This is a genomic window from Desulfomonile tiedjei DSM 6799 (genome assembly GCF_000266945.1).
GTDB classification, from domain to species: domain Bacteria; phylum Desulfobacterota; class Desulfomonilia; order Desulfomonilales; family Desulfomonilaceae; genus Desulfomonile; species Desulfomonile tiedjei.
In genome coordinates, this window is the sequence record NC_018025.1 from 2,061,546 (window position 1) to 2,083,053 (window position 21,508).

Here is a 21,508-nt window from a genome sequence, read left to right on the forward strand (position 1 = left end):
GTTTTTTGCCACATGAAACCAATACTGATGTTTTTGAGCATATTCATATTATTGGCAGCCGTACAGAGCGTTCAGGCCAAGAATGAAACAGCAATATTCGCGGGGGGATGTTTCTGGTGCATGGAACCGCCTTTTGAGAAGCTCAATGGTGTAGTGGACGTTACATCAGGGTACACGGGCGGAAAGGGTGCAAATCCGACGTACGAAGATTATGCGAGAAAAGGATACATCGAAGCGGTTCAGGTCACGTACGATCCTTCAATTGTGCCTTACGGTCGACTTCTCGATGTTTTTTGGCGGCAAATAGATCCCACCGATGCCGGCGGACAGTTTGTCGATCGCGGAGCCGAATACCGTTCCGCAATCTTCTATCATGACGAACAGCAGAAGAAACTGGCGGAAGAATCCAAAAAAGCTCTGGCCGAATCCGGCAGGTTCGACAAGCCTATTGTTACCGAAATTCTTCCGGAAAAGCCCTTCTTCAAGGCAGAAGCATATCATCAGGATTACTACAAGAAGAATCCTATTCGGTACTCGTACTATCGATTCAGATCCGGAAGGGATCAATATTTGGCTAAGGTCTGGGACCAGGACAAGGACGGAACAGAAATGAAGCAGACTGCTTTGGAATTCAAAAAACCAAACAAAGACGATCTGAAGAATAAGCTGACTCCGCTGCAGTACAAAGTCACTCAGGAAGAGGGCACTGAACCGGCTTTCCGGAACGAATACTGGGATAATAAGAAACCGGGAATTTACGTGGACATCGTATCCGGCGAGCCTCTCTTCAGTTCTCTGGATAAATACGATTCGGGTACAGGATGGCCGAGTTTCACGAAACCCCTGGAACCCGACAATATTGTGGAAAAAGAGGACAGAAGCTTTTTCACGACACGAACGGAAGTCCGGAGCAAACATGGGGATTCTCATCTGGGGCATGTTTTCACTGACGGCCCGAAACCAACCGGTCTCAGATATTGTATGAACTCTGCTGCGCTCCGTTTCGTGCCCAAAGATGACCTTGAAAAAGAAGGCTATGGTAAATACAAGATCATTTTTGAAAATGTGAAAGTTGAGATGTGATACCATTTCGCAGTTATGTACGTAAGATAAGGAAGGCTGGAGTGTCCTGAGCGTAGTGATTAGACGGCTTTGCGTCGTCCGGAACGAAGGATACCTCCGCCTCCCAGATTATGAAAAGAAAAGCGAATCGGTAGGAATACAACGATATGAGGAATACGGTCCTCTGCCTTGCGAAATTACACCTTGCTCGCAATCACAAGAGGCCGTTTCCTCTATTCAGTGCGAATTGTGGATCTGTCCGGCTGCATGAAAGCTATCCGCAACCTGTTAACGGCAAGATTATCTCAACCGACATAATTTCTGACCTTGGAACGCCTTACCCTTTATAAGAAACGGTAGGGTCCGGCGTCCCTGCCGGACCGAACTGATTGATTTGTCTTGGAAAATGTGCCGGCATGGAGGCCAGTACCCACCAATTTTCGAGAAGCGCTTTTCGCAATCGGACAAAAATTCTGACATTTGCCATATTTCAACCGATCATAACAAGAGAGATCTCAATGCTTCTTCAATCGTCGGATAATCAAATTTGAAACCGCTGTCGAGAAGCTTCTTCGGGATGACTCGCTGTCCGGTCAGGACGAATTCCGCAAACTCTCCGAGGACCAGCCTCATCATAAAACCGGGAGCCGGCATAAATGAAGGTCTGCCCAGCACTTTCCCTATGGTGTCTGCTAACTCGGCATTTCTGACCGGAAACGGGGACGTGCAGTTCACAGGTCCGGTCAGGTTATCGTTTTCAGCGGCGAAAAGGAGGGCTCGACAAAGATCTTCGATATGGATCCACGAAAACCATTGGCGACCGCTTCCCAAGGGACCTCCGGCAAAAAAGCGGAAAGGTCGCACCATTTGATTCAGTGCGCCGCCTTCTCGGCCAAGAACGACTCCGAAGCGCGTTCGGACTACTCGCACCCCTTTATCTTCTGCTCTCGTAGCTTCCGATTCCCAGTCGCGGGCAAGATTTGCAAAAAAATCGGTCCCCGCTGGAGAGGATTCGTCTAATTGCTGGTCTTCGGTCATTCCGTAGTATCCGACTCCTGAAGCGCTGATAAGGACGACTCGTCCTCCTGTTTCGGAAGCTATTGCATCAACGAGGTTCCTGGTGGTCTTTACGCGGCTATCCCGAATAAGGCGCTTGTAGTCTTCATCCCATCTCCTAAATGTCGTTGCACCCGCCAGATTGACGAGTACGTCGTGGCCTGCCACTTCCCTCTGCCAATCCCCCGGCTTTGAGCCATCTGCAGCAATCATCTCAACGTTCTTTGGAAGATCGGCCCGGGCTTTGGGGGTACGAGCCAGAACTGTCACGTTATATCCCCTCGCTGTCAGAAACGTGCTCAGGTAAGTGCCAATAAACCCGGTCCCTCCTGTGATGAAAGCTCTCATGGCTCAATCCTCCCTGTAAGCATTGCCAGGCGGACTATGAATGGTTTGACGGGATTGCGTCTGTCCATCCTTGGGACTATTAATCTTTAGAATAGTTCTTCCATTGCTCACATACCATAAGTCTAAGCCGGATTGCTCCGGCAGCCATCGCACCTTGAAATTTCGTCACCACATGAGGATTCACTTAAGTGCGGCATTCGATGAATGACCCGAAGGGGCAACCCAGTAGTAGCCGTGGGTGTCAGAAACTGTCTCAAAAGTCGAAATTTATCCTAGATCGTGGCACGATTTGTTACGTATTCGAGACTTTTGAGACAGTCTCGTCAACCCACGGAAAATGTTGTGTCGAAATCCCTAATTCTTGGGGACCCTGGTGGGGGTTCCCAATGACATTTAGGCCTTGGGCGACCCCGCCAGGGTCGTTTATCAAAGATTATGGACTACGCTCTGTTCCACGGGTTTCACCCATGGCTACTGTTGGTTCGCTCCTCTGGAGCTCGAAATCCCATTTTTCCCCGAATAGCGGAACTTATCTCACAACGGAGGCACGGCACCTACCAGTTTCCCAAAGCGCTTTTGGCAATCGGACAACAATTCTGACATTTTCTATAGACATCTCTTTCGAGTTTTTCAGTCGATCTACAAGAAATGTATCCCACACTGGCATATTTTCGGTCACACTGTTCTGAATCCAAACGTCAAAAGAAGGGAAGGGCACATTTGTGCTAAACAGTTCAGACACGATAGCCGGAGTATACGGAAGGAAGGACTAAGAGCATATGAACGTATCGACCGAGGAACTCGTACGTGAGGCTTTGAAAGGAAATTCCGATGCTCTGGAATCGGTTGTCCTGAAGATACAGGACCGAATTTACGGATTGGCGATACGAATGTTGTGGCACCCGGAGGATGCCGAGGATGCGTCTCAGGAGATACTCGTCAAGATCGTCACCCACCTGGGGAGTTTCAGGTTCGAGAGTTCGTTCGAAACGTGGTGCTTTCGAATTGCCGTGAATCACCTGCTCACCACGCGAAAACGAAGAGCGGAATTACTGAATTTAACGTTCCCTCTGCTGGAACAGGATATCGATAAAGGCCTGGAATACTGCAGCAACCACTCCACTCCGGAACCAGAGCAGGATCTTCTGGTGAAAGAAGTCATGATCGGCTGTGTGCAGGGAGTAATGCTCTGCCTGGATCGGGCACATCGCATCGTCTATGTCCTGGGAGAGGTCTATCGGGTGGACAGCCAGACAGGATCTCACGTACTGGAAATAACACCCGAAGCATTTCGCAAGCGCCTGTCCAGATCTCGAGGCCTGGTGAGAAATTTTCTCGCACGACATTGCGGTCTCGTAGACACGTCCAATGAGTGCACGTGCAAGCGACAAATTCCCTATGCCATAAAAACCGGGATAGTAAATCCGCGGCGATTACTCTTCGCTGGATATTCCTGCCAGTCTTACACTTCTGCTGAGTCCGACGTTTCCTGTGATACCGACGAACGAGTTGCAGCACTGCTTCGTCAACCTCAGTACGAGGCTCCCAACCGATTCGTCGAAAAGGTAAGGGCTCTCGTCCGTGCAGAATTTCAAACTGTTCGTCCGCACCATTAGACATTAGAAACAGGCCGGATTCGATAAATACACCGGACTGCATGTATCACTCACAAGAAAGATGAGGAACACAAAAATGGAAATTCCTGAGAATGTCTGGACTTCACTTCAAGAGCGGCTCGGTTATTCCGATGAAGAGCTGAGCAAATTCAAAGAAAACGCGAACAATCAGAGAGTCCTGAAGTGCGCTCCGGAACTTATGGCGAAGACCATTGTTGCGGAAGTTGTGTATTCCCACGGGTGCAATAGTCAGCACAAAGTGGGCGACAAGTTTTACATGGACGGATCGGGCAATCTGCTTTCCAAACTGTGTCCCAGCAGGATGTGTGTGTACGCTGTGAGTGCGCTCAGACCGCTTGTTTATGCCGCACATGAATTGTTCTATAACGGCGTGGATCCCAACAAGATGGTTTTCAATCACTGCGGGTGCGTGGATGTCGGCCTGGAATGCAGTGGCTGGGGCCGTGTCGTAATGGAAGTGAGAATGGAAGATCGTGCCACAGAAAAGACGTGATTGACGTTGTCTTCTGATTGCCACGATTTTCAGATTATGGGAGAATTCGACGACCGAATTTTTCTGGCAACTAACTGAATCGGCGATTCGGATGGATTCGAGATCTACGTGCCATATCCCGCGTGTGAATTGCAGGATATTGGTAGGGACCGGCGTCTCGAAGCTGTCTCAAAAGTTGAAATTTGTCCCAGATCGTGGCACGAAGTTTTTATCGTGCTGTTGGGCTGATTGTAGGGGCGGGCCTCGTGTCCGCCCAAATAAGGGTAGGCACTAGGCCTACCCCTACGAAGATAGCGAATCGTGGCACGATTTGTATGTTTTGGATAATTTTGAGACAGTCTCTCTCTGCCGGTCCATCATGCCGATATCATTTACTAATATTGAAGATGTGCCGGCACGGAGGCCGACACCCACCAATACTCTTTTTCTGAATCAGACATTAGTTTGGCACTCACTATATACCCTAACAAAGAGGAATACGGCTCCTGTTCATTCAGGTCCGTACAGAAACTTTCAATTTAGTAATCAATCAATTATATGCTGCACCTTTCAACTCTGATATACTCCGCACTCGAATTTGAGGGCATCTGGTGCGGTCTGCGTCTCGCGAGCCGAATTGCCATGGATGATCCGGCCCGATCGGACAGCAGAAATCTCAAATTCCTGAAGGAGTTTTCACGCTGGTGTTTTCTCTGCATGAAGAAAACCTGTTTACTCCCGGTATGAGACATCGCCGAGCACTCTCTTTTTTCCGACTCGCTCTCCTGTTCCTGTTTCTCTGTTCCTTTGCATGCACAAAGAATGCTGTTCCCACCCCTTTCGCCACCAAATCGATGGAGGAATCGTCCGCCAAGAAGACCTCTGAAGAGACTGCATCTGCAAAGAAAACGGACGGAAGTTCGACCCGGGAAGACCAGACGCCGAAAGATCTTCATTCGGACAAAGACTCGAAGACCAAAGATTCTGATGGAGGCCGGTGGGAAGCTGTTCAACGTTTTCCTTTGAAAACTTCAGCCGATGAAACGGAGAAAGCTGCACTCCTGAAAGCGGCTTCGGACATCGCGCGCACATTCAATGCAGTACATGCAATAAAGCTCTGCCGCAACGAGCAAAAGGCAGAATGGTGGATAGTTCTATACCTGGATCACGGTCCTTATTATGAGGTGAAGCAATTTGTCTGGACTCCCGTGGAAGAAGATCCCCAACCGTTCACGATTCTGGAGAGAGTCTCACGGGGCGGGCTGAAAGAACACTTGAGCAAATGCAAACGTGGGGCCATTTATCAGGTGTTGGAAAGGAGTCACCCGTCTGTATCCGAAAAAAATGCCGCTCAGCCATCTTCCCGTGAAGCAAGTCCAGTAAAAGCAGAACCCAAGGTCCGCAAAGATGCCGAAGAAGAAAATATCGTCAAAAAGCCGACTCCACCAGCCCGATCGCAACCGGCCGAGCATCCGGAGAAGTTGACGAAACCTCAAGTACTGCCGCCTCAGACAAAGACCCCATCAAGCGGAAGCGCATCCGAAAAAAATCAAGAAAACCTGAGAACACGGGAGCAACCTCGGCCGGAAAGAAAAACAGCGCCTGTCAGGGATACGTCAACTCATTCCACGGCATCGAAAATCGACGAGCATCTGAGGAAAGTGGAACAATCCGATTTGCGGGTTGACACTCCAGGAGCCGAGCCCAAGAACATCAAGGAACCTTCGGCTGGAAAGAATGCTCGCACGGAAAGACCGACGTACTACGTATTCCTGTACGGCTCGGATATGAATCATTCGGAACTGCTGGATTGGCTCGAGAACAACGACTATGACGTGAAGCGAGCCGTTGATGGTAGTCCGGGAGTTCTCAAGGACTATGATTTTGTCTGGAACTACTATTCTTCTTCACGAAAAGGTGGAGCCGTCAATATTCAGCCAAAACCGAATTCACAGATATGGGGCGTGCTTCTGGAAGTGGAAGATACTCTTTTGCAGGCGTTTGATGAAAAGGCCGGACATCCCCGGTATTACTCGAGAGGCGACCAGAGGCTGCCGATAAAACGTCTTGATGACGGAAAGACAGTATTCGCCTGGGTTTATAAGGCTCACCCATCTCACGGCAAAAAAACTGACATATGGCCGACGAGAGAATATAAGCAGAAAATTATTGAAGCGGCCAAATTCTGGGGTTTTCCGAACGATTATCTCAATCGAATTGCATCCTGGCCGGTGAGATGAACTGAAATCGAAGAGGTAAAACCGGGGAAACTCTTCCTGTAGGAAGCGTTTCCCCAAGCCTTTTTTGCATATGTATTATGTCCTTAGATCAGCCTGATTTTCTAACTCTGCTTTTGGCGCCAGTCGGCTCAAGGCTCTAGAGTCCCGGAGGGACGAAACATAAATAGCCACGGGTGCGAACCCGTGGGCACCCGCGCCACATTACAAAGATTGGACCCTGAAAGGGTCTGCCATTGGTTCCATCTGAGTTCAAGTTGAACTATGGTGGGACCCCCGCCAGGGTCCTCACTTATTGGTCTTGCTATAATTCTTTCCATGGGTTGCACCCATGGCTAGTATTTGGATCGCCCCGCTGGGGCTCCGGCCAGCACGTCTTAGCTGCATCGGCGCTAATGGCTGAGCTAGGGGAACAATCTATTTGCAGAAAAAAGGTTTCCCCAGATCTTACTGCTTTGAAGGCGCATCGGCACGAACCTTTTAAGTCTTGCCTAATTACCGGCCGGTATGGAGACTGCCCTGAGCCGGAGGCGCAGGCGGAATTTCCCGCCAATTTACGGAATCGAATGGATTGTCGGGGCCGGCAGGTGCTGCAGCGGGGACTGCCCGTCCCTGTGCTTTTCTTTTACTCTTCCAGTGTTCTACATAGGATTCAACTTTGTCGAAAGGATAACTCAAGACTTTTCCAAGAACCCAGAACACGTACAACTGGTCCCTTGGAGAAGGCAACTGCTCAGCCTCACTGGGGGGCGGGGGCGTGTACGTGGGCTGTTGTTGAGATGGAAAAACCGGTATGAGTCTGTTATCCGCAGCTTGAGCGAAACCCGCGGAAATGGCACACAAACCAACCAATAACACCGCAATCATTTTGCGCATTTATCACGCTCCTGCTTTTATTGGGGAATCCTCTATCAACAACCGGTCACAAAATCCAGCATTTTTTGTCAAAATATCGATTTCGGTTACATGTCAGATGACATAATTTCTGACCTTTTGAACACATTGAGCTCAAAAGAACGGTAGGGGCCGGCGTCCCTGCTGGCCCGAACCGGTTGATTTGTATTTGAAAAATGTGCCGGCACGGAGGCACGGCATCTACCAATTGCCGAGAAGTGCTTTTCTCAATTGGACGCTGTTTTTATACACTTACTATGAAGTCAGGGCCTTTCGCCGACAGATTTCTTCTCCTGTGTCGACTTACCATTCCGGAGCGCTCGGCGAACAGATTTCCCCGTCTTCTTAATGCGTTTCCATGGGTCGAATAGAAACTCCTGTTGACAAAAGGGGCGCCCCGGAGTTACAGTGTCGATAATAGAAAAGGAAGAAAATCGTGACATTCATGAGCACAGCCTATTATTACTTTTATTTTAGCAGGAGGATACCCGCGCTGCTGCGCTGAGTGTAGCGAGTCATCATCGAATACAAAGCGGAGCAGCTGCTCCGCTTTTTTATTTTGGGCACTAGAGGGTACTCATGATCAATACCCCCGGGCATCGGACTTCCGAAACGGAATCGCAACGACTGAGCTTGAACGGGAAACTTGCCTTGATCGGCCTTATTGAAGAGGGTGTGCGGCTGGGTTCCACCGATGCGCCTATGGTGGCCGATCTTTTCAAGGATCTCGGTGATCTGGTAAACGCGACCGTTTCCGGATCGAAGGTAGACCGTCTGAAATCGGATAGCCGGAATAACGGATTCAAGATTCTCGAAATTAATGCTGAAACCGGCGAGAATCTGGGGCGGCTCAATATGCTTTACTTGAAGAAGCCGATTCCCTGTTATTACCTGGTTTATGTCGAAGTTGCAGTACCGTTTCGCAAACGAGGTCTTGGAAACCGTATTCTAAAAGCGTTCCGGGATTTTCTCATAGAAAAATCCGCTGTCGGCATCCTGGACAATATTATCCCTCAGGACGATCCCACATTCGATATCTATACAAAACTTGAATGGCGTTCCATTGAAGAGGTCACAGGATCGCCCGCAATAAACGGTGACGGCCTGTACATGGTGTACATTCCGCCCACTCTTGCCGACAAAGATCTTCGCGATTCCATTCTCAGGCTCGTCCATCACATAAAGCGAAGACGGCCTCATATAGACATGCGCGACAACGAGCTCATGGTGAAACGGACGATAGAGGAATTCAAGGATCTCTATTCCGCGCTGATGAGCTATTTCGAGAAGGATTTGGAATCCGGCGAAAATCATGCGCTCGCACGGTTCATGTTCACGCGATTCATGACAAAACTGCTGGGTTTTCAGAGAAGAATTTCCGAACTGCTGGGGTACACGGGCGGTGAATCGCTGCAACAGATCGATCTTGACCCGAGAGTCCGACGACTCAAAATCAAGTCGTACGCACCGAAAGAACTCGCGACCAATCCTTTGTTCCATTCGGGGGATAAAGAACTGTGGATGCATCTTGATGAGGCTCTCAAGCAGAATCCCGCCCGTTCCATTGAGGGACTGCCGAATTACCGAAGACCTGCGCTCAAAGCATGGCTCGAAAAAACAGGAGCTACTCCGACCGATCCCATAAATATTGGCGACCTTCTGGACCTGGGGTTCGATCCCACCCGACTGAAGGAACTCACCATTGACGGGACCGAACATATTTTCGAACGCATGCAGCCACGCATGCTCTTGCAGTTGGATGAGCGGAAGACCGTGCTGCTGCGACTTGCAGAGGGATCTCCGGGCAAGAGAATTCGCAATGCCATGATAGCGATGAACCCGCCGCTCCTGGTCATCCGTGACAGGGGCAACGGTTATGTTTTACGCAAGAAGGTGCAAGGAATTCACTGGGAAGAGGCTGTAGAGCAACTCCAGACAGTTCCGGAGCTAAAAAGCATCAATGCTTCGGTTAAGCTGGATAAAATCATCCAGACGACCGTAAGGAAAGCCCAGGACTGGGTAAGATCCAAAACTACTCCCGAAGAACATGCGCTCCTGGATCAATTCACGTTTTTCGTCTCGTGGGATTTTGAAGCCAACCGGCCGCGCATTGTAATCGACCCTAGCGGCTCCTTTTTGGAATCACTCTGGATCGCTTAAGCAACTCCTGCCGACCGAAAGCCCACGTTGCACACGGTCCAGAGTGGATTCCTGCTTTCCGTGTTTATGGAGGAGCCCATAGCGGTTCCTGAGTTGATGCTCGATTGACGATAGGAGTATTGGTGGGGTGCCGGCCTCCGTGCCTCCGGAGACTGTCTCAAAAGTCCCGATTTATCTTGGATCGTGGCACGAAATTCTCATTACCTTCTCTGCCTGAGTGTAGGAGCGGACCTGCGAGTCCGCCCAGATGAGGGCAGACACACAGTAGGCTGTCTCAAAATTATCCGAAACATACAGATCGTGCCATGAATTTCTTATCGACCTGCTGGTCTGATTTTAGCTCACGTAGGATGTGATGAGCGAAGCGAATCGCATCGGTCGAGAAAGACCTCGACTGATGCGGTTCCCGCTGGTCACCGCATCCTACGCTGGCCACCAGGAATCTTCAGTGCCGACCAAGGACAGCATACCATATGGTAGCAATCGTGGCACGATTTTGTTGCTCCAAATAGTTTTGCGACAGCCTCCACAGGTCTGCCCCTACCCGGATGGCGAATCGTGGCACGATGTTTCTATACCGATTCTCGAAAGTAATCACGGATTGTGAAGAGCAGTTCCCAGCAATTGGTAGCGCCGGCCTCCCAATGCTGTTGAATTAAGGAAAGGGTTCTTGATTTTTCACGTTTAACCTCCGAGAATTCAGAAGGAATTGTGTTGACATGCGGGTAGTTACGCGCGATAAATTCTTTCAAAACAAGCTGCTGAAAGGATTTTATTATGGCACGCATTATGCTTTGAAGAACCATGCCAACTTAGCGCGTACGCTGAAAAATTTCTTCACATTATTCCCGGACAAATCGACCCTTCCAAGAAACGCTCGCCTCAGGACTTTACTCGAAACAGAAAACTCGCCTTTGGAAAGCTTATCACCTTCATCTTGTCCATTGCCGCCAGTGGAAAGGGTAAAGGAGTGGACATGAAATCCGGTGAATTCTTTCGACATGCCAGAATTCTTGGCCTTTGGCCTGACGCCGAGGCGATCCATCGAAGCGCGCTCACCAAGGCGCGCAAAAAGGTGGATTGGAGGATCTTTCGGCAAATACTCGATGATGCGGTTGGTCTGGCTTATGAGTGTTGGCCTAAGAGCCCGAAGGACGAGTGGCATGGTATGTCCACTCATGCGATAGATGGCTCCGACTATACGCTTCCAGCCGCCGATGAGCTCAGGGCCGAGTTTGATCCTGAGAGCGGACTTGGGCAAGCGGGCAAAGGACATTATCCTCAGTGTCTTGTATGCACGCTCTATGACGTCTTCAGACGTCTGCCCATCGCAAGAACTGTGGTCCCGGTGAATTCTTCGGAGCGGGACCAAGCCAAACATCTCCTGCCCCTCGTGCCTGAGGGAAGTGTCTTGCTCCTGGATCGAGGTTACCCAGGATATGAATTTCTCAGCTACCTTTTGGACAAGTTCAAAGGCTATTTCGTGATACGTTGCCCCGCAACGTCCACCTTCGCCACAGTAAAGGAATTCATTCGGAGCGGGAAGAGCGAAGCCGAAATCGTGATTCCTCCGACATCGAACTATCTCAGCCAGGTGACGGCTGAACAACGAAAGGCCGCCAAGCCCATCAGAGTGAGAGTCATCAGACTGTCCAATCCTGACGGAACCCTCTCGGTTCTCCTGACGAATCTTTACGACAAGGTGGAGTTTCCGAGACAGGAGATCACTGACCTCTATTTCAGGCGATGGGAAATCGAGAGCTATTTCCGGGATGAAAAGATTGGGCTCGAAATCGAAAAATTTCATGGCAAAACCTGCAACAGCGTCCTGCAAGAACTCTTTGCAGCTGCGATCATGGCTGTGATCTCAAGAACTCTCATGGCCATTTCCACCCAGTTACTCGGTGGAGAGCTCGGAGAACCTCAGTTCAAGAATGCGGTCATGACGCTCGCGTCTGAAGCCGCCGTGCTCGCCGCAGACGATCCTGAAAGAGCCATCGAAATCTTTCAGGATATTCTCAAAGAAATCTATCGTGTCAAATACTATCGACCAAACAGTCAGCGACCACCCCAACCAAGGGTGAACAAGCAAAGCAAAAACAAATGGCTTTACCGCAGGTACAAAAATGTCCCCGCAGCTTAAGTCAACAGCATTGCGCCGGCCTCCGTGCCGGCGAACAATTCACCAAACAAAGCAATAAGTTATCGCCGGCAGGGACGCCGGCGCTACTGATTCTTCCCATTGCAGGCATTGGATTCCGTCAAGACTTTCGATAACAGCTATAGATTCTTGAGTTTTGAGACAGTTTCTCCCCGCTGGTCTATTTTAGCGATATCATTGATCATATTGAAGACGTGCCGGCACGGAGGCACGGCACCTACCAATGATCCTACCCTCAATCGGACATTAGTCTTGGTAATTCCCCTATGTAATATTGCATCGGCTTTTCGTCTGAAAAGAAAATCGGGGAGCAACTTCTGCCAAACAAGTCGCTCCCCGAATTCCCACTTCACGGATTGCTCAAACTCGCTTCACGCCACAAGTTTTCTTCATGAAAGCGGGATAAACCCCATATGTGAACGATTACCACCCATCAGGAGGGAAGGTGGTCATCCAAAAAAACTGTCGTTGTCATCCGATCATTGCTCATGGCCTCGATGACAATCTTCCGTCTTATTCACGAGAGATCGTTTGGAGCGAATGTCAAGGATTCTGACGTCTATCCCACGCTCCGATATAAGACATTGGTAGGGGCCGGCGTCCCTGCCGGTCCATTCTATCGATATCATTGATCATATTGAAGATGTGCCGGCACGGAGGCCGACACCACCAATACTCCGGTCTTCAATCGGATGTTAATTTCGGCAATTCTAAGAGCCGGACAGACGGATCTCACAACACCTGTGTCACTTTGCCGACGGCTTTGTCAGTGCTTTCCAATGCTTCCGCATAACGTTTTCTCAGCAGGTCCGACGCTTCGCCCACCTTTCCGAAATGCAGGCACTGGGTCAGACAACCTGTTGCGCACGCAGGCTTGAGCCCCTTATCGATGCGATCCATGCAGTAGTCGCATTTGACGATCTTGCCGGTTTCGGGATTCCACTGGGGGACACCCCAGGGACAAGCCGCTATGCAACATTTGCATCCGATGCAAAGCTTTGAGTCCACAAACACGATTCCGTCTTTAACGCGCTTCTGAATAGCGCCGGTCGGGCATACATTCGCGCAAAAAGGGTTTTCGCAGTGGAAGCACGGAAGGAAATGGAAATCCATCTTTAATGTATGTTGACGTGTTCTCGGGCCTATTTCGATAATCCTGCACAGACGCGGCCCCACGGGAAGATTGTTCTTCATCTTGCAGTGAAGCTCACAACTGTAGCAGCCGATACATCGTTCCGAATCATGGAACAGGTGGACTCTGTCCAAAGTTTCTCCGGGCTGTGATTCAGGTTTTTCAGGATTCGACATTTGATGCCTCCGATATATTAAGAGCTTTGTGTTTCATATGGTGTGCGACCTGTCGGACGATCACATCTTCTCGATTTCTACGAAGCATTCCTGCATGGCAGCGCTTCCACCAACAAAATCGGATACTACTCCCTGTAATTCGGAATCCGCGAGACCCACTCCGTACGCGTATTTCTGAGCCTTGGCCTTCTTTCCGAATCCGTGAGGCATGAATACGGCTTCCGGATGTATTCCGTCCGTGGTGAAAACCGTAGCGGTTCCCGATCCGATCTCGTTTCGCACCAGAACGCTGTCACCGTCTTTCACGCCCAGGCGGGCTGCAACATCCTTGTGCATCCAAAGAGGATGATTCCAGAGCACTTCCTTGATGAACTTGTTGTTGCTCATGGAACCCTGGGTGTACAGGGGATTTCTTCCGATGATGAGGCGTAGCTTTCCTTCCGGAACCTGAAGATTCTCATACGGAGGAAGCGACTCAAGACCGTTTTCCTCCATTTTTGAGGAGATAACCTCAATCTTCTTGGAAGGAGTCTTGAACTTGAGGCCTGTCTGGCGGTCGTAATAGATCTTATCCTTCGCCAGATTGACCACACCCGTCTTTTCGAATTCGGCAAGCTCTATACCGGTTTCCGACAGTTTCCACGCGTTGTAGTCGTCGATATCCGTGTAGAAGAATTTGTCACCGAACCCGAGCCGTTCAGCCAATTCTTTGAAGATCTGCCATGCGGGTCGCGTATCGAGAAGGGGGTCCACCACTTTCTTACGGAGTGCAAGTATCGGTTTGAGCCCTTTTCGCTCCTGAATGGGATCTCCCCGCTCGAGGAAATGAGTTTCAGGAAGCACTACGTCTGCATACCAGGCAGTGTTGCTCCAGTTCACATCGACTGCCACGATGAGATCGAGTTTGTCGAGCGCATGAATAAGCCTTTTCGTATCAGGGACCGAATATAAGGGGTCGAAGCGGTAGATCATGAGCCCTTTCACGGGATAGGGCTGCTCGGTTTCAATCGCTTCGGCCAGCATGTGAGCTATTCCCTGAGATTTCTCGACAATGGGAAACTTCTTTCCGGGCCCGATGCAGTCGAATCGATCGCCTTTCGGTGCTTCTATGGTGCCGGGCAGCTCTTTCATGCCCTTTCTGCCGGTATCTCCAAGCCCCTTCTTGAAGAACAAACCTCCCGGGGTCTCGTAACTGCCCATGAGCGCGTTCAGGAAGAGAATGGATCGTCTCATGTGGAATTCGGTTACATAACGAGCGGCAAACCATCCGATATGGAAGATCACCTTGGGTTTTGCTTCACCGAATTCTCTCGCGAGTTTGCGGATTGCCGCAGGCTCCACATCAGTTTCTTTTTCCGCCCATTCAGGGGTGTACGGCTCTACATAGCGCCGCAATGCATCGAAATCCTTCACCCAGGTGTTGACGAAACCCTCATCATACAGACGATTCTTTATGATTTCGTTCATGAGCGCCAGGTTGAAGGCCCAGTCGCCTCCCGGTCGAATCTTCACCCAGTAATAGGACCTAACTGCAGTCTTGGACGCGCGGGGATCGACGGTTACGATCTTTACCCCATTGTCCATTGCGGCCATCAGTTGGTTCACTTCCGCAACCGTAAGAGATTCGAATATGTTACGGCCGTAGAGCACAACGTATTCTGCGTTTTCGATATCGAAGCCCAATGCCTTGCGGCCTACTCCCAGGGTGGCCTGACAGGCCGTGTGCAGCGACAACGGGCAAACGCTGTTATGAGTAAAGTCGTTCGGAGTACCGTAGCCGCGGGCAAAGGATTTTACGAACTCATTGTTCAGGCTGCCTCTGTAGCCGACGAGAACACTCTCGGGACCGAATTTTTCCTTGATGCGGCTCATTCGTTCGGCAACGTATGTATATGCTTCGTCCCATGAAACATCGCGCCACTCTCCACCGCCTCTCGGCCCCACTCTGATTTTTGGACCGCCCGGCTTTTCCGTGTCATAGAGGAACCATTTTCCCGCTGCTCCTTTTGCGCAGAGTCGAGTGCCAATCGATCCCACATTAGGGTTGCCGAAAATGGTGGACACCACTCCGTCATTGAGCGTCACTTCAATGGGACATCGTGCCGAACACATTTCGCATTGACTGTATTTTACTGTTTCCATGCAAGAAACTCCTTGAGCTACATCTAGTTTTCCGGTGATGTATCGGTCACCATAGCGTGCACGGCCGAAGGTCACGTGCTCTTGCTGTTTTGCGGAGCAAGATCCGCGAGGGTTTTCATTTTTCGAGTGCGCTGGCCGTATGAATCCAGAATTGCGTTGATACGCCTGAAATACGGGATCATAGGCTTTATCCGCTTGAATATGAGGTAGGCTGCGGCGTAGAGCGGAACGAAAACTGCAAAACATCCTACCGTATAGTCGGTAAACAGGATCGCAAAATCGACTTCAGCAAACCTGTACTGCAGCCATGTCATGACGAAGAAAACAGGCCAGAGAAAAGCCGCTGACATGGCGATCTGCGCGAAAAAAGATTTACCGAAAGCCTCGTTCGCCATTTTATTCGCCGCGTGATAGGCCTCTTTGTCATTGGCGGCCAGAGCATCAATGGACAGATTCTGATATTTGACGATCTCACCTGTCTGTTCGTCGATGTGTTTTCTGTTGATCAGGAAGACGAGAGAAATCGTAAATTCTCCCACAACGACCGCGAGAAATGCCAAAACAAAATTTCCGATGAGAAAATCGATAAAGCTGTATCCGGTCATGCGGAACAGCATGATGAGGTACGGATCGAAATAGTGACAAATCTCAATCATCAGATCTCTCGAGTGAAGGAGGCCAGGTGTCGACCTCCCTCATCACAACGTATCAGCGCGTCCTTACATTCCGGGGAATATGGATTTACCCAGAAAACCTTTTGTGGCGTAACCGATGCCTACGTAGAGTGCCAGGACAACAAAGAGTCTCTTTAACCAGATATCGGGGATTTTCTTGGAAGTCATGGGTCCGAGGATCGACCCGATTATTATACCAATTAATTCGACTCCGATAAAGGACAGGTCAACAGGAATACCCTTCACGAACATATACGTGAAAATCGAGGTTATCATACTGATGAGAACCGCCAGCGCCGAGGTCCCTGCAACGATGTACATGGGCAGTCCGGCAATGGAAGTTAGAAACGGAACGTACAGGAAGCCGCCGCCGACTCCGATAAAGGCAGAGATTGCAGCGATCACGAAACCACCGATGATTGGGATGATGGGGTTGAAAGAGAATTCCACGCCATAAAACGTAAAACTTATCCGGCTGGCGCCCCAGCTCTTGACCTGAACGCCTGCTGCAGCATGGTTGGTGGCCGAGCCGCCGCCTTTGCCCATGTGCTCGCGCTCGAATGCGTCCGCTGCTGCCTTGGCCGCCTTCTTACTCTTTTGGCCGGCAGGAGTGGTCTCATAGAAGAGGAATCCGCCGATCACGAGAACTGTTATGCCGAAGTATCCAATGTACTCCCTGAGGCTTATCTTTCCGGCCGTGAGAACGGGAATCAGATATGCGCCCAAAATCCCTCCAGCCGCAAGACAGACACCGAGGGGAAGCACAAGACGCCCCATTCTATAGTACGTCGTTGAAGAAATGAGGGCGGATAAGCCCACCAAATATTGGTTGCTGGTTCGTATCGAGTCAGTGAGCAGTTTGTTGAGAACGGGGTTTGTGTCTTTAAAGGACCGTGCGTAATCGCCCAGCCCAAACACCGTGATATGACCGACTCCTGCCATGATCCCGCCGAACGCGCCGACTGACGAGAAAATCCATCCGACCCAGATTCCCCAGAGGATAGGCCAAAGGAGAAAGAAACTGGGTGCTCCCGGGATACCGAAGAAACCTTTCGGAGCATTCTGATCTATCTGTCCGACACCCGTTCCCTGGGGAGTCTTTGCCAGCGCGTCTTCGAGCTTACCTGCGTCCGCTCCCGAAGCAGCCAGCAGTACGGCAGCCAAAGCCACTGCAATCACTAATCCTGCAATGACCCAACCTTTGTGCTTCATGTAAACCTCCTGATTTTGACGAACTCTAGTGTTCGTTAAGTGTCCTGGACCCATTCTGTTTTCGATAACCGGTTCGCTTGGAAAGCAACTCTCGCACTTTGGATTCGATAGTTTGTATCTCAACGGGCTTTATGAGCAGATTGTCCCGGGAGAGGGATCTTTCGCTTTCGGAGAAATAATCGGAAATTGTGATGATCGAAATACCTGCTTCCATCCGTTCTATTCGCTTCACCATATCGATCTCTTCGGGGCTTCCGTGACGGATATGAGCAATCACAATGTCCGGAGGATTCGATGCAATCTGTCTGAGTGCTGCGGTACTCTCATTGCAGGTATCCACCTGATAGCCTTCAGGTTCGAGTACCCGTCGCAGGAGATTGCAGGAATCCGCTTCTTCGTCGAAAATCAGTATCGAGGCCAAATTGTGTGCACCGTATCTGAAGGTTCTTGAGCCGGTCCAGACTGTTCCTCACGATTTAGCAACATAGATGCCATCAAATGCTCATAATTCGACAGAAGAGATTATTCGGAAATTATGTTGCCAATTGACCGGAATTGCAGGTGAAAGACAAATATATGGCTCTCAGCCACTCTGTTTGATAATTCGAGAGACCAATCCGGATGTTGCCAAGTGCAACGAAATTCATGCACTCCAGATGGGACTAAAATGAAATATGGTTAATGTTTTCAGTGAGATAGGAAGAATCGGAATTTTTTGCAGGTGCAATAAATGTACTGCATTACTCAGCATCTTCGTTCGAAAGGAGTTCTTTGTTTCTGATGGCATATCTCCGCATCACCTGTTGCAGGGCCTGCCGTTCGAGACCGCATTCCTTGGCCGCCTTTGTAACATTATTGTTGTTCCGCATCAGCACGCGGGAAACGTACTCTCGGTTGAATTTCTCCAGTACCTGTGCTTTGGCTTCCTTGTAAGGAAGAAAACTTACTTCTGCAGGTACCAGGCATTCTTCCGTTTCCCTGATAGGCCAATCAAGATCTTCCTCACGGATAACCTCTCCCGGTGACATGAGAACAGCCCGGCTGACGAGATTTTCCAGTTCTCGTACATTGCCCCGCCACGGATGGGACAAAAATATCTGGATCACTTCGTCGGACGCCCGTTTCAGCGGCTTTCCGAATTCCTTCGAGTACTTCTCCAGAAAATGTTGGATCAACAAGGGGATGTCTTCGGGACGCTCTCGAAGTGACGGCATTTGCAGCGAGAGTACATTGAGCCGATAAAAGAGGTCCTCTCTGAAAGTCTGATCTTGGATCTTAGCGGCCAGGTCCCGATTCGTAGACGCAATGATACGCACGTCGACTTTGACCGATTTCGTCTGTCCGAGGGGCCTGATCTCCTTGTCCTGGAGAACTCGAAGCAATTTTGTCTGCAGTGTCGGAGAAATATCGCCTATTTCGTCCAGATATATTGTCCCGCCTTCAGCTTCCCGGAAGAGCCCTCTTCTGTCCTGGGCAGCATGTGTGAAAGCACCTTTCTTGTACCCGAACAGCTCACTCTCAAGGATATTTTCAGGAAGATTCGGACAATTTACCGCAACAAAAGGACCCTGATCTCTTTGACTGAGTCGATGAATCGCTCGAGCTGCGAGATCTTTACCTGTTCCCGATTCACCTGTAATCAACACGGTAACATCTGTATTGCTAATAATTTTAATGGTCTCGAAAATCTTGCGGATCTTGGGGCTGGTTCCTACCATTTCCTGGAAGCTTTCCTGCTCGCGAACCCTTTTCTGGAGGAGGAGATTTTCATGAATCAACCTGGTTCGTTCAAAAGCCTTCCCGAGAAGATGCACCAATTTGTCGTGTTCAAAGGGCTTTGTGATAAAGTCGTACGCACCCTGTTTAATCGCTTGCACAGCAAGGTCGATACTCCCGTATGCAGTCATCATGACGACGGTAAGCTCAGGATGAGCTGTCTTGGTGCGCTCCAGAAATTCCATCCCATCCATTCCGGGCATTCGCACATCGGCAAGGGCAACATCGAACCGTGAGGATTCCAGGAGCGTTAAGGCACTGACTGCATCGGGCACGGCTTCGATCTCGCAATTCAGATCTGCCGTCAGACTTCTCTTCAGGAGCCGAAGCATGTCTTCTTCATCATCGACTATGAGGAGTCGCGCTGAGGGCAGCATGCTCATAGTGCCTCCTCTGCCGCCGACTGCTCGTTCAGCGGTAAGATCACAGTAAAAGTGCTCCCTTTTCCCGGCCGGCTTTCTACTTCAATGCGGCCGCTGTGGTCCTGGATAATGCCGTAACTTACCGACAATCCCAGTCCGGTACCTTCCCCGACAGGTTTGGTGGTGAAGAACGGGTCGAAAATCTTGTTCATCACTTGAGGAGCTATTCCCGATCCGGAATCCGAGATGGAGATGTCGATTGAGTTTCCATTCCTACGCGTCGTGACGGAGATTTCTCCTTTTCCGGAAATCGCCTGCTTGGCATTCATCAGCAAGTTCATGAAGACCTGTTTGAGTTTTTCCGCATCGCCCGTTATTTTCGGGATGGTACCATCCAGGTCGGTCTTGATATCGATCTTGTCCAACTCGAACTGATGGCCGAGGAGAGATATTACCTCGGCAAGAGAACTATTCACGTCGACCGGAATCTTTCGGATAGGAGTGCTTCTCGAGAACTTCAGAAGGTCTTCCACTATGCCTTTGCAATTGCGAGTATGCTTTTCGATCGTCTTCAAATCGTCATGCATCTGGCTTCGAGGTGCTTGCTCCCTTAACAGCAACTGCGTGTACCCAAGTATTATCCCCAGCGGATTATTGATCTCATGTGCAATTCCTGTGGAAATCTGCCCCAGCGACGCAAGCTTGTCTGCCTGTTGGAGCTGACGTTCCATCTGCACTCTTGAAGTAATGTCCTTGGCTATACCTTCATAGTTGAGCGTTTCTCCGGATTCGCCTCTTCTGATGGTGGCACTTAACAAGAGATGCAGCTCGGAGCCGTTGCTTGCCAGGAAAAGGCATTCTCTATCTTTTACGAATCCCGTAGTATGGAGTTCCTGGAAAAGACTCGCGTAGGATTCTCCCGATGTACAGAGATCGTAGAGCCCCATTTGTCCCACAAGACGATCGCGATCGTATCCCAGGGTGGTTATACCGGCAGGGTTTATATCCAAAAAACGGCCTTTATCATCCAGGATGAATATCACATCCATAGAGCTTTCAAAGATTCTCCTGAATTTCTGTTCGGATCGGCTCAGTTCTTCTGTGCGCTCCTGCACGACCGATTCCAGATTTCTGTTCAGGTGCATAACTTCTCTGCTGGCCGTTTCCAGGGCTTTCTTGTCCTGCAGTATTTCCCGGTTGATCTTCTGAACTCTCTGAAAGAAAAGCGTTATTGAGGCCACCAATACGAACGCAATGGTATTAATGCCTCCGGAATAGGGGCGAAGACTTACCCATATATCACGCATGTCCATCATGAGAAGGTAGCGTTTTGCAATATGGCCCACGCCGCGCGACAGGCCGAACAGAGCCAGTGCAGCACACAACCAGAGCATGTATGTCCAGATAAGACGGGACTTCTGAATACGCGCCAGTCTCGCTGCGTACGTGACGGCGAGGAACGCAAATACGATGACAAGAGACGATCCCACTACGTCGACAAACCAAACCGGGGCCAGGGGATATGAATCACTCATCGAAATGATGTTCCTCCGCAAGCGCCTGTTTGTACAGAGATCTGATTCCAAGGAAAAGCGCTATCATCGCAGGCACAGATACAAGGTGATCGAGTTTGAGCATATAGTACAAAGGAATGAGAGGGTGTAAATCGACACGAATCCGTTGTGACCAATCCGGCTCCCCTACGACCGAGGCATCGGGAATGCGGGTTTCAACCCAGTGACCGATGAACGCGACCACATTCCATAGTATGAGCAGCAAGCATGCGAGCTGAATCAGGCGCCATCCCCGTTCGCGTATCAGCAAATTATACTGAAGCCAATACGCCAAGAACCCCATGGCAATGATAAAAACAATATGGGCGATCTGGTGCACATAGAGGCCTTCAGGCGCTGGATGAGACTGAAAGGCCTCTGCACAATCGGGTTTTATACATAGTACCAGCGCAGCAAACAATATTGCTGGAACTCTTAAACGAATCATCTGTTC

16 protein-coding genes are annotated in these 21,508 nt (G+C 50.0%); 6 read left to right on the forward strand and 10 right to left on the reverse strand.

Annotated features, from left to right (window positions below):
* The first annotated feature begins 12 nt into the window (after positions 1-12).
* A complete protein-coding gene (gene msrB, locus DESTI_RS08630; RefSeq protein WP_014809583.1) occupies positions 13-1,083 on the forward strand; it encodes a peptide-methionine (R)-S-oxide reductase MsrB in 1,071 nt (356 codons plus the stop codon).
* 477 nt (positions 1,084-1,560) lie between these two features.
* On the opposite strand, the gene DESTI_RS08635 is transcribed toward msrB, so the two are convergent.
* Complete coding sequence (locus tag DESTI_RS08635) at positions 1,561-2,466, reverse strand: TIGR01777 family oxidoreductase (protein WP_014809585.1); 906 nt, start codon at positions 2,464-2,466, stop codon at positions 1,561-1,563.
* A gap of 779 nt (positions 2,467-3,245) precedes the next feature.
* Between DESTI_RS08635 and DESTI_RS08640 the strand changes: the two genes are divergently transcribed.
* The 3 genes from DESTI_RS08640 (at position 3,246) to DESTI_RS08655 (ending at position 6,815) form a co-directional block, all read left to right on the forward strand.
* The gene (locus DESTI_RS08640; protein ID WP_014809587.1) at positions 3,246-4,082 is read left to right on the forward strand and encodes an RNA polymerase sigma factor; all 837 of its coding nucleotides are present in this window, start codon (positions 3,246-3,248) and stop codon (positions 4,080-4,082) included.
* 76 nt (positions 4,083-4,158) lie between these two features.
* Complete coding sequence (locus DESTI_RS08645) at positions 4,159-4,596, forward strand: TIGR04076 family protein (protein ID WP_014809588.1); 438 nt, start codon at positions 4,159-4,161, stop codon at positions 4,594-4,596.
* A gap of 683 nt (positions 4,597-5,279) precedes the next feature.
* Positions 5,280-6,815 carry a gamma-glutamylcyclotransferase family protein gene (locus DESTI_RS08655; protein WP_014809589.1) on the forward strand — a complete coding sequence of 512 codons (1,536 nt, stop codon included), beginning with the start codon at positions 5,280-5,282 and terminating at the stop codon, positions 6,813-6,815.
* 492 nt (positions 6,816-7,307) lie between these two features.
* Here DESTI_RS08655 and DESTI_RS08660 read toward each other — a convergent pair whose 3' ends face one another.
* Positions 7,308-7,688 (reverse strand): hypothetical protein, encoded by a 381-nt coding sequence (locus DESTI_RS08660; RefSeq protein ID WP_014809590.1) that lies wholly within the window; start codon positions 7,686-7,688, stop codon positions 7,308-7,310.
* Between the two features lie 597 nt (positions 7,689-8,285).
* On the opposite strand from DESTI_RS08660, the gene DESTI_RS08665 reads away from it, so the two are divergent.
* Together DESTI_RS08665 and DESTI_RS08680 are read left to right on the forward strand one after the other, a co-directional pair.
* The gene (locus DESTI_RS08665; protein WP_014809591.1) at positions 8,286-9,866 is read left to right on the forward strand and encodes an N-acetyltransferase; all 1,581 of its coding nucleotides are present in this window, start codon (positions 8,286-8,288) and stop codon (positions 9,864-9,866) included.
* A 925-nt stretch (positions 9,867-10,791) separates the two neighbouring features.
* Complete coding sequence (locus DESTI_RS08680) at positions 10,792-12,009, forward strand: IS4 family transposase (protein WP_237671475.1); 1,218 nt, start codon at positions 10,792-10,794, stop codon at positions 12,007-12,009.
* 750 nt (positions 12,010-12,759) lie between these two features.
* On the opposite strand, the gene DESTI_RS08690 is transcribed toward DESTI_RS08680, so the two are convergent.
* From DESTI_RS08690 to DESTI_RS08725, 8 genes are all read right to left on the reverse strand, one after another.
* On the reverse strand, positions 12,760-13,335 hold the full coding sequence (locus DESTI_RS08690) for a 4Fe-4S dicluster domain-containing protein (protein WP_014809593.1): 576 nt from the start codon (positions 13,333-13,335) through the stop codon (positions 12,760-12,762).
* Between the two features lie 60 nt (positions 13,336-13,395).
* Positions 13,396-15,477 (reverse strand): molybdopterin-dependent oxidoreductase, encoded by a 2,082-nt coding sequence (locus tag DESTI_RS08695; RefSeq protein ID WP_014809594.1) that lies wholly within the window; start codon positions 15,475-15,477, stop codon positions 13,396-13,398.
* A gap of 71 nt (positions 15,478-15,548) precedes the next feature.
* Positions 15,549-16,133, reverse strand: coding sequence for a hypothetical protein (locus tag DESTI_RS08700; RefSeq protein WP_014809595.1), 585 nt, complete (start codon positions 16,131-16,133; stop codon positions 15,549-15,551).
* A gap of 63 nt (positions 16,134-16,196) precedes the next feature.
* The gene (locus DESTI_RS08705) at positions 16,197-17,363 is read right to left on the reverse strand and encodes a sulfite exporter TauE/SafE family protein (RefSeq protein WP_014809596.1); all 1,167 of its coding nucleotides are present in this window, start codon (positions 17,361-17,363) and stop codon (positions 16,197-16,199) included.
* 25 nt (positions 17,364-17,388) lie between these two features.
* On the reverse strand, positions 17,389-17,784 hold the full coding sequence (locus DESTI_RS08710; protein ID WP_014809597.1) for a response regulator: 396 nt from the start codon (positions 17,782-17,784) through the stop codon (positions 17,389-17,391).
* Between the two features lie 319 nt (positions 17,785-18,103).
* Positions 18,104-19,522 (reverse strand): sigma-54-dependent transcriptional regulator, encoded by a 1,419-nt coding sequence (locus DESTI_RS08715; RefSeq protein ID WP_014809598.1) that lies wholly within the window; start codon positions 19,520-19,522, stop codon positions 18,104-18,106.
* The gene (locus DESTI_RS08720; protein WP_014809599.1) at positions 19,519-21,036 is read right to left on the reverse strand and encodes a two-component system sensor histidine kinase NtrB; all 1,518 of its coding nucleotides are present in this window, start codon (positions 21,034-21,036) and stop codon (positions 19,519-19,521) included. The genes DESTI_RS08715 and DESTI_RS08720 overlap by 4 nt, the downstream gene beginning before the upstream one ends.
* Positions 21,029-21,502 (reverse strand): hypothetical protein, encoded by a 474-nt coding sequence (locus DESTI_RS08725; protein WP_052316015.1) that lies wholly within the window; start codon positions 21,500-21,502, stop codon positions 21,029-21,031. Before DESTI_RS08725 ends, DESTI_RS08720 begins: the two co-directional genes overlap by 8 nt.
* Positions 21,503-21,508 lie beyond the last annotated feature (6 nt).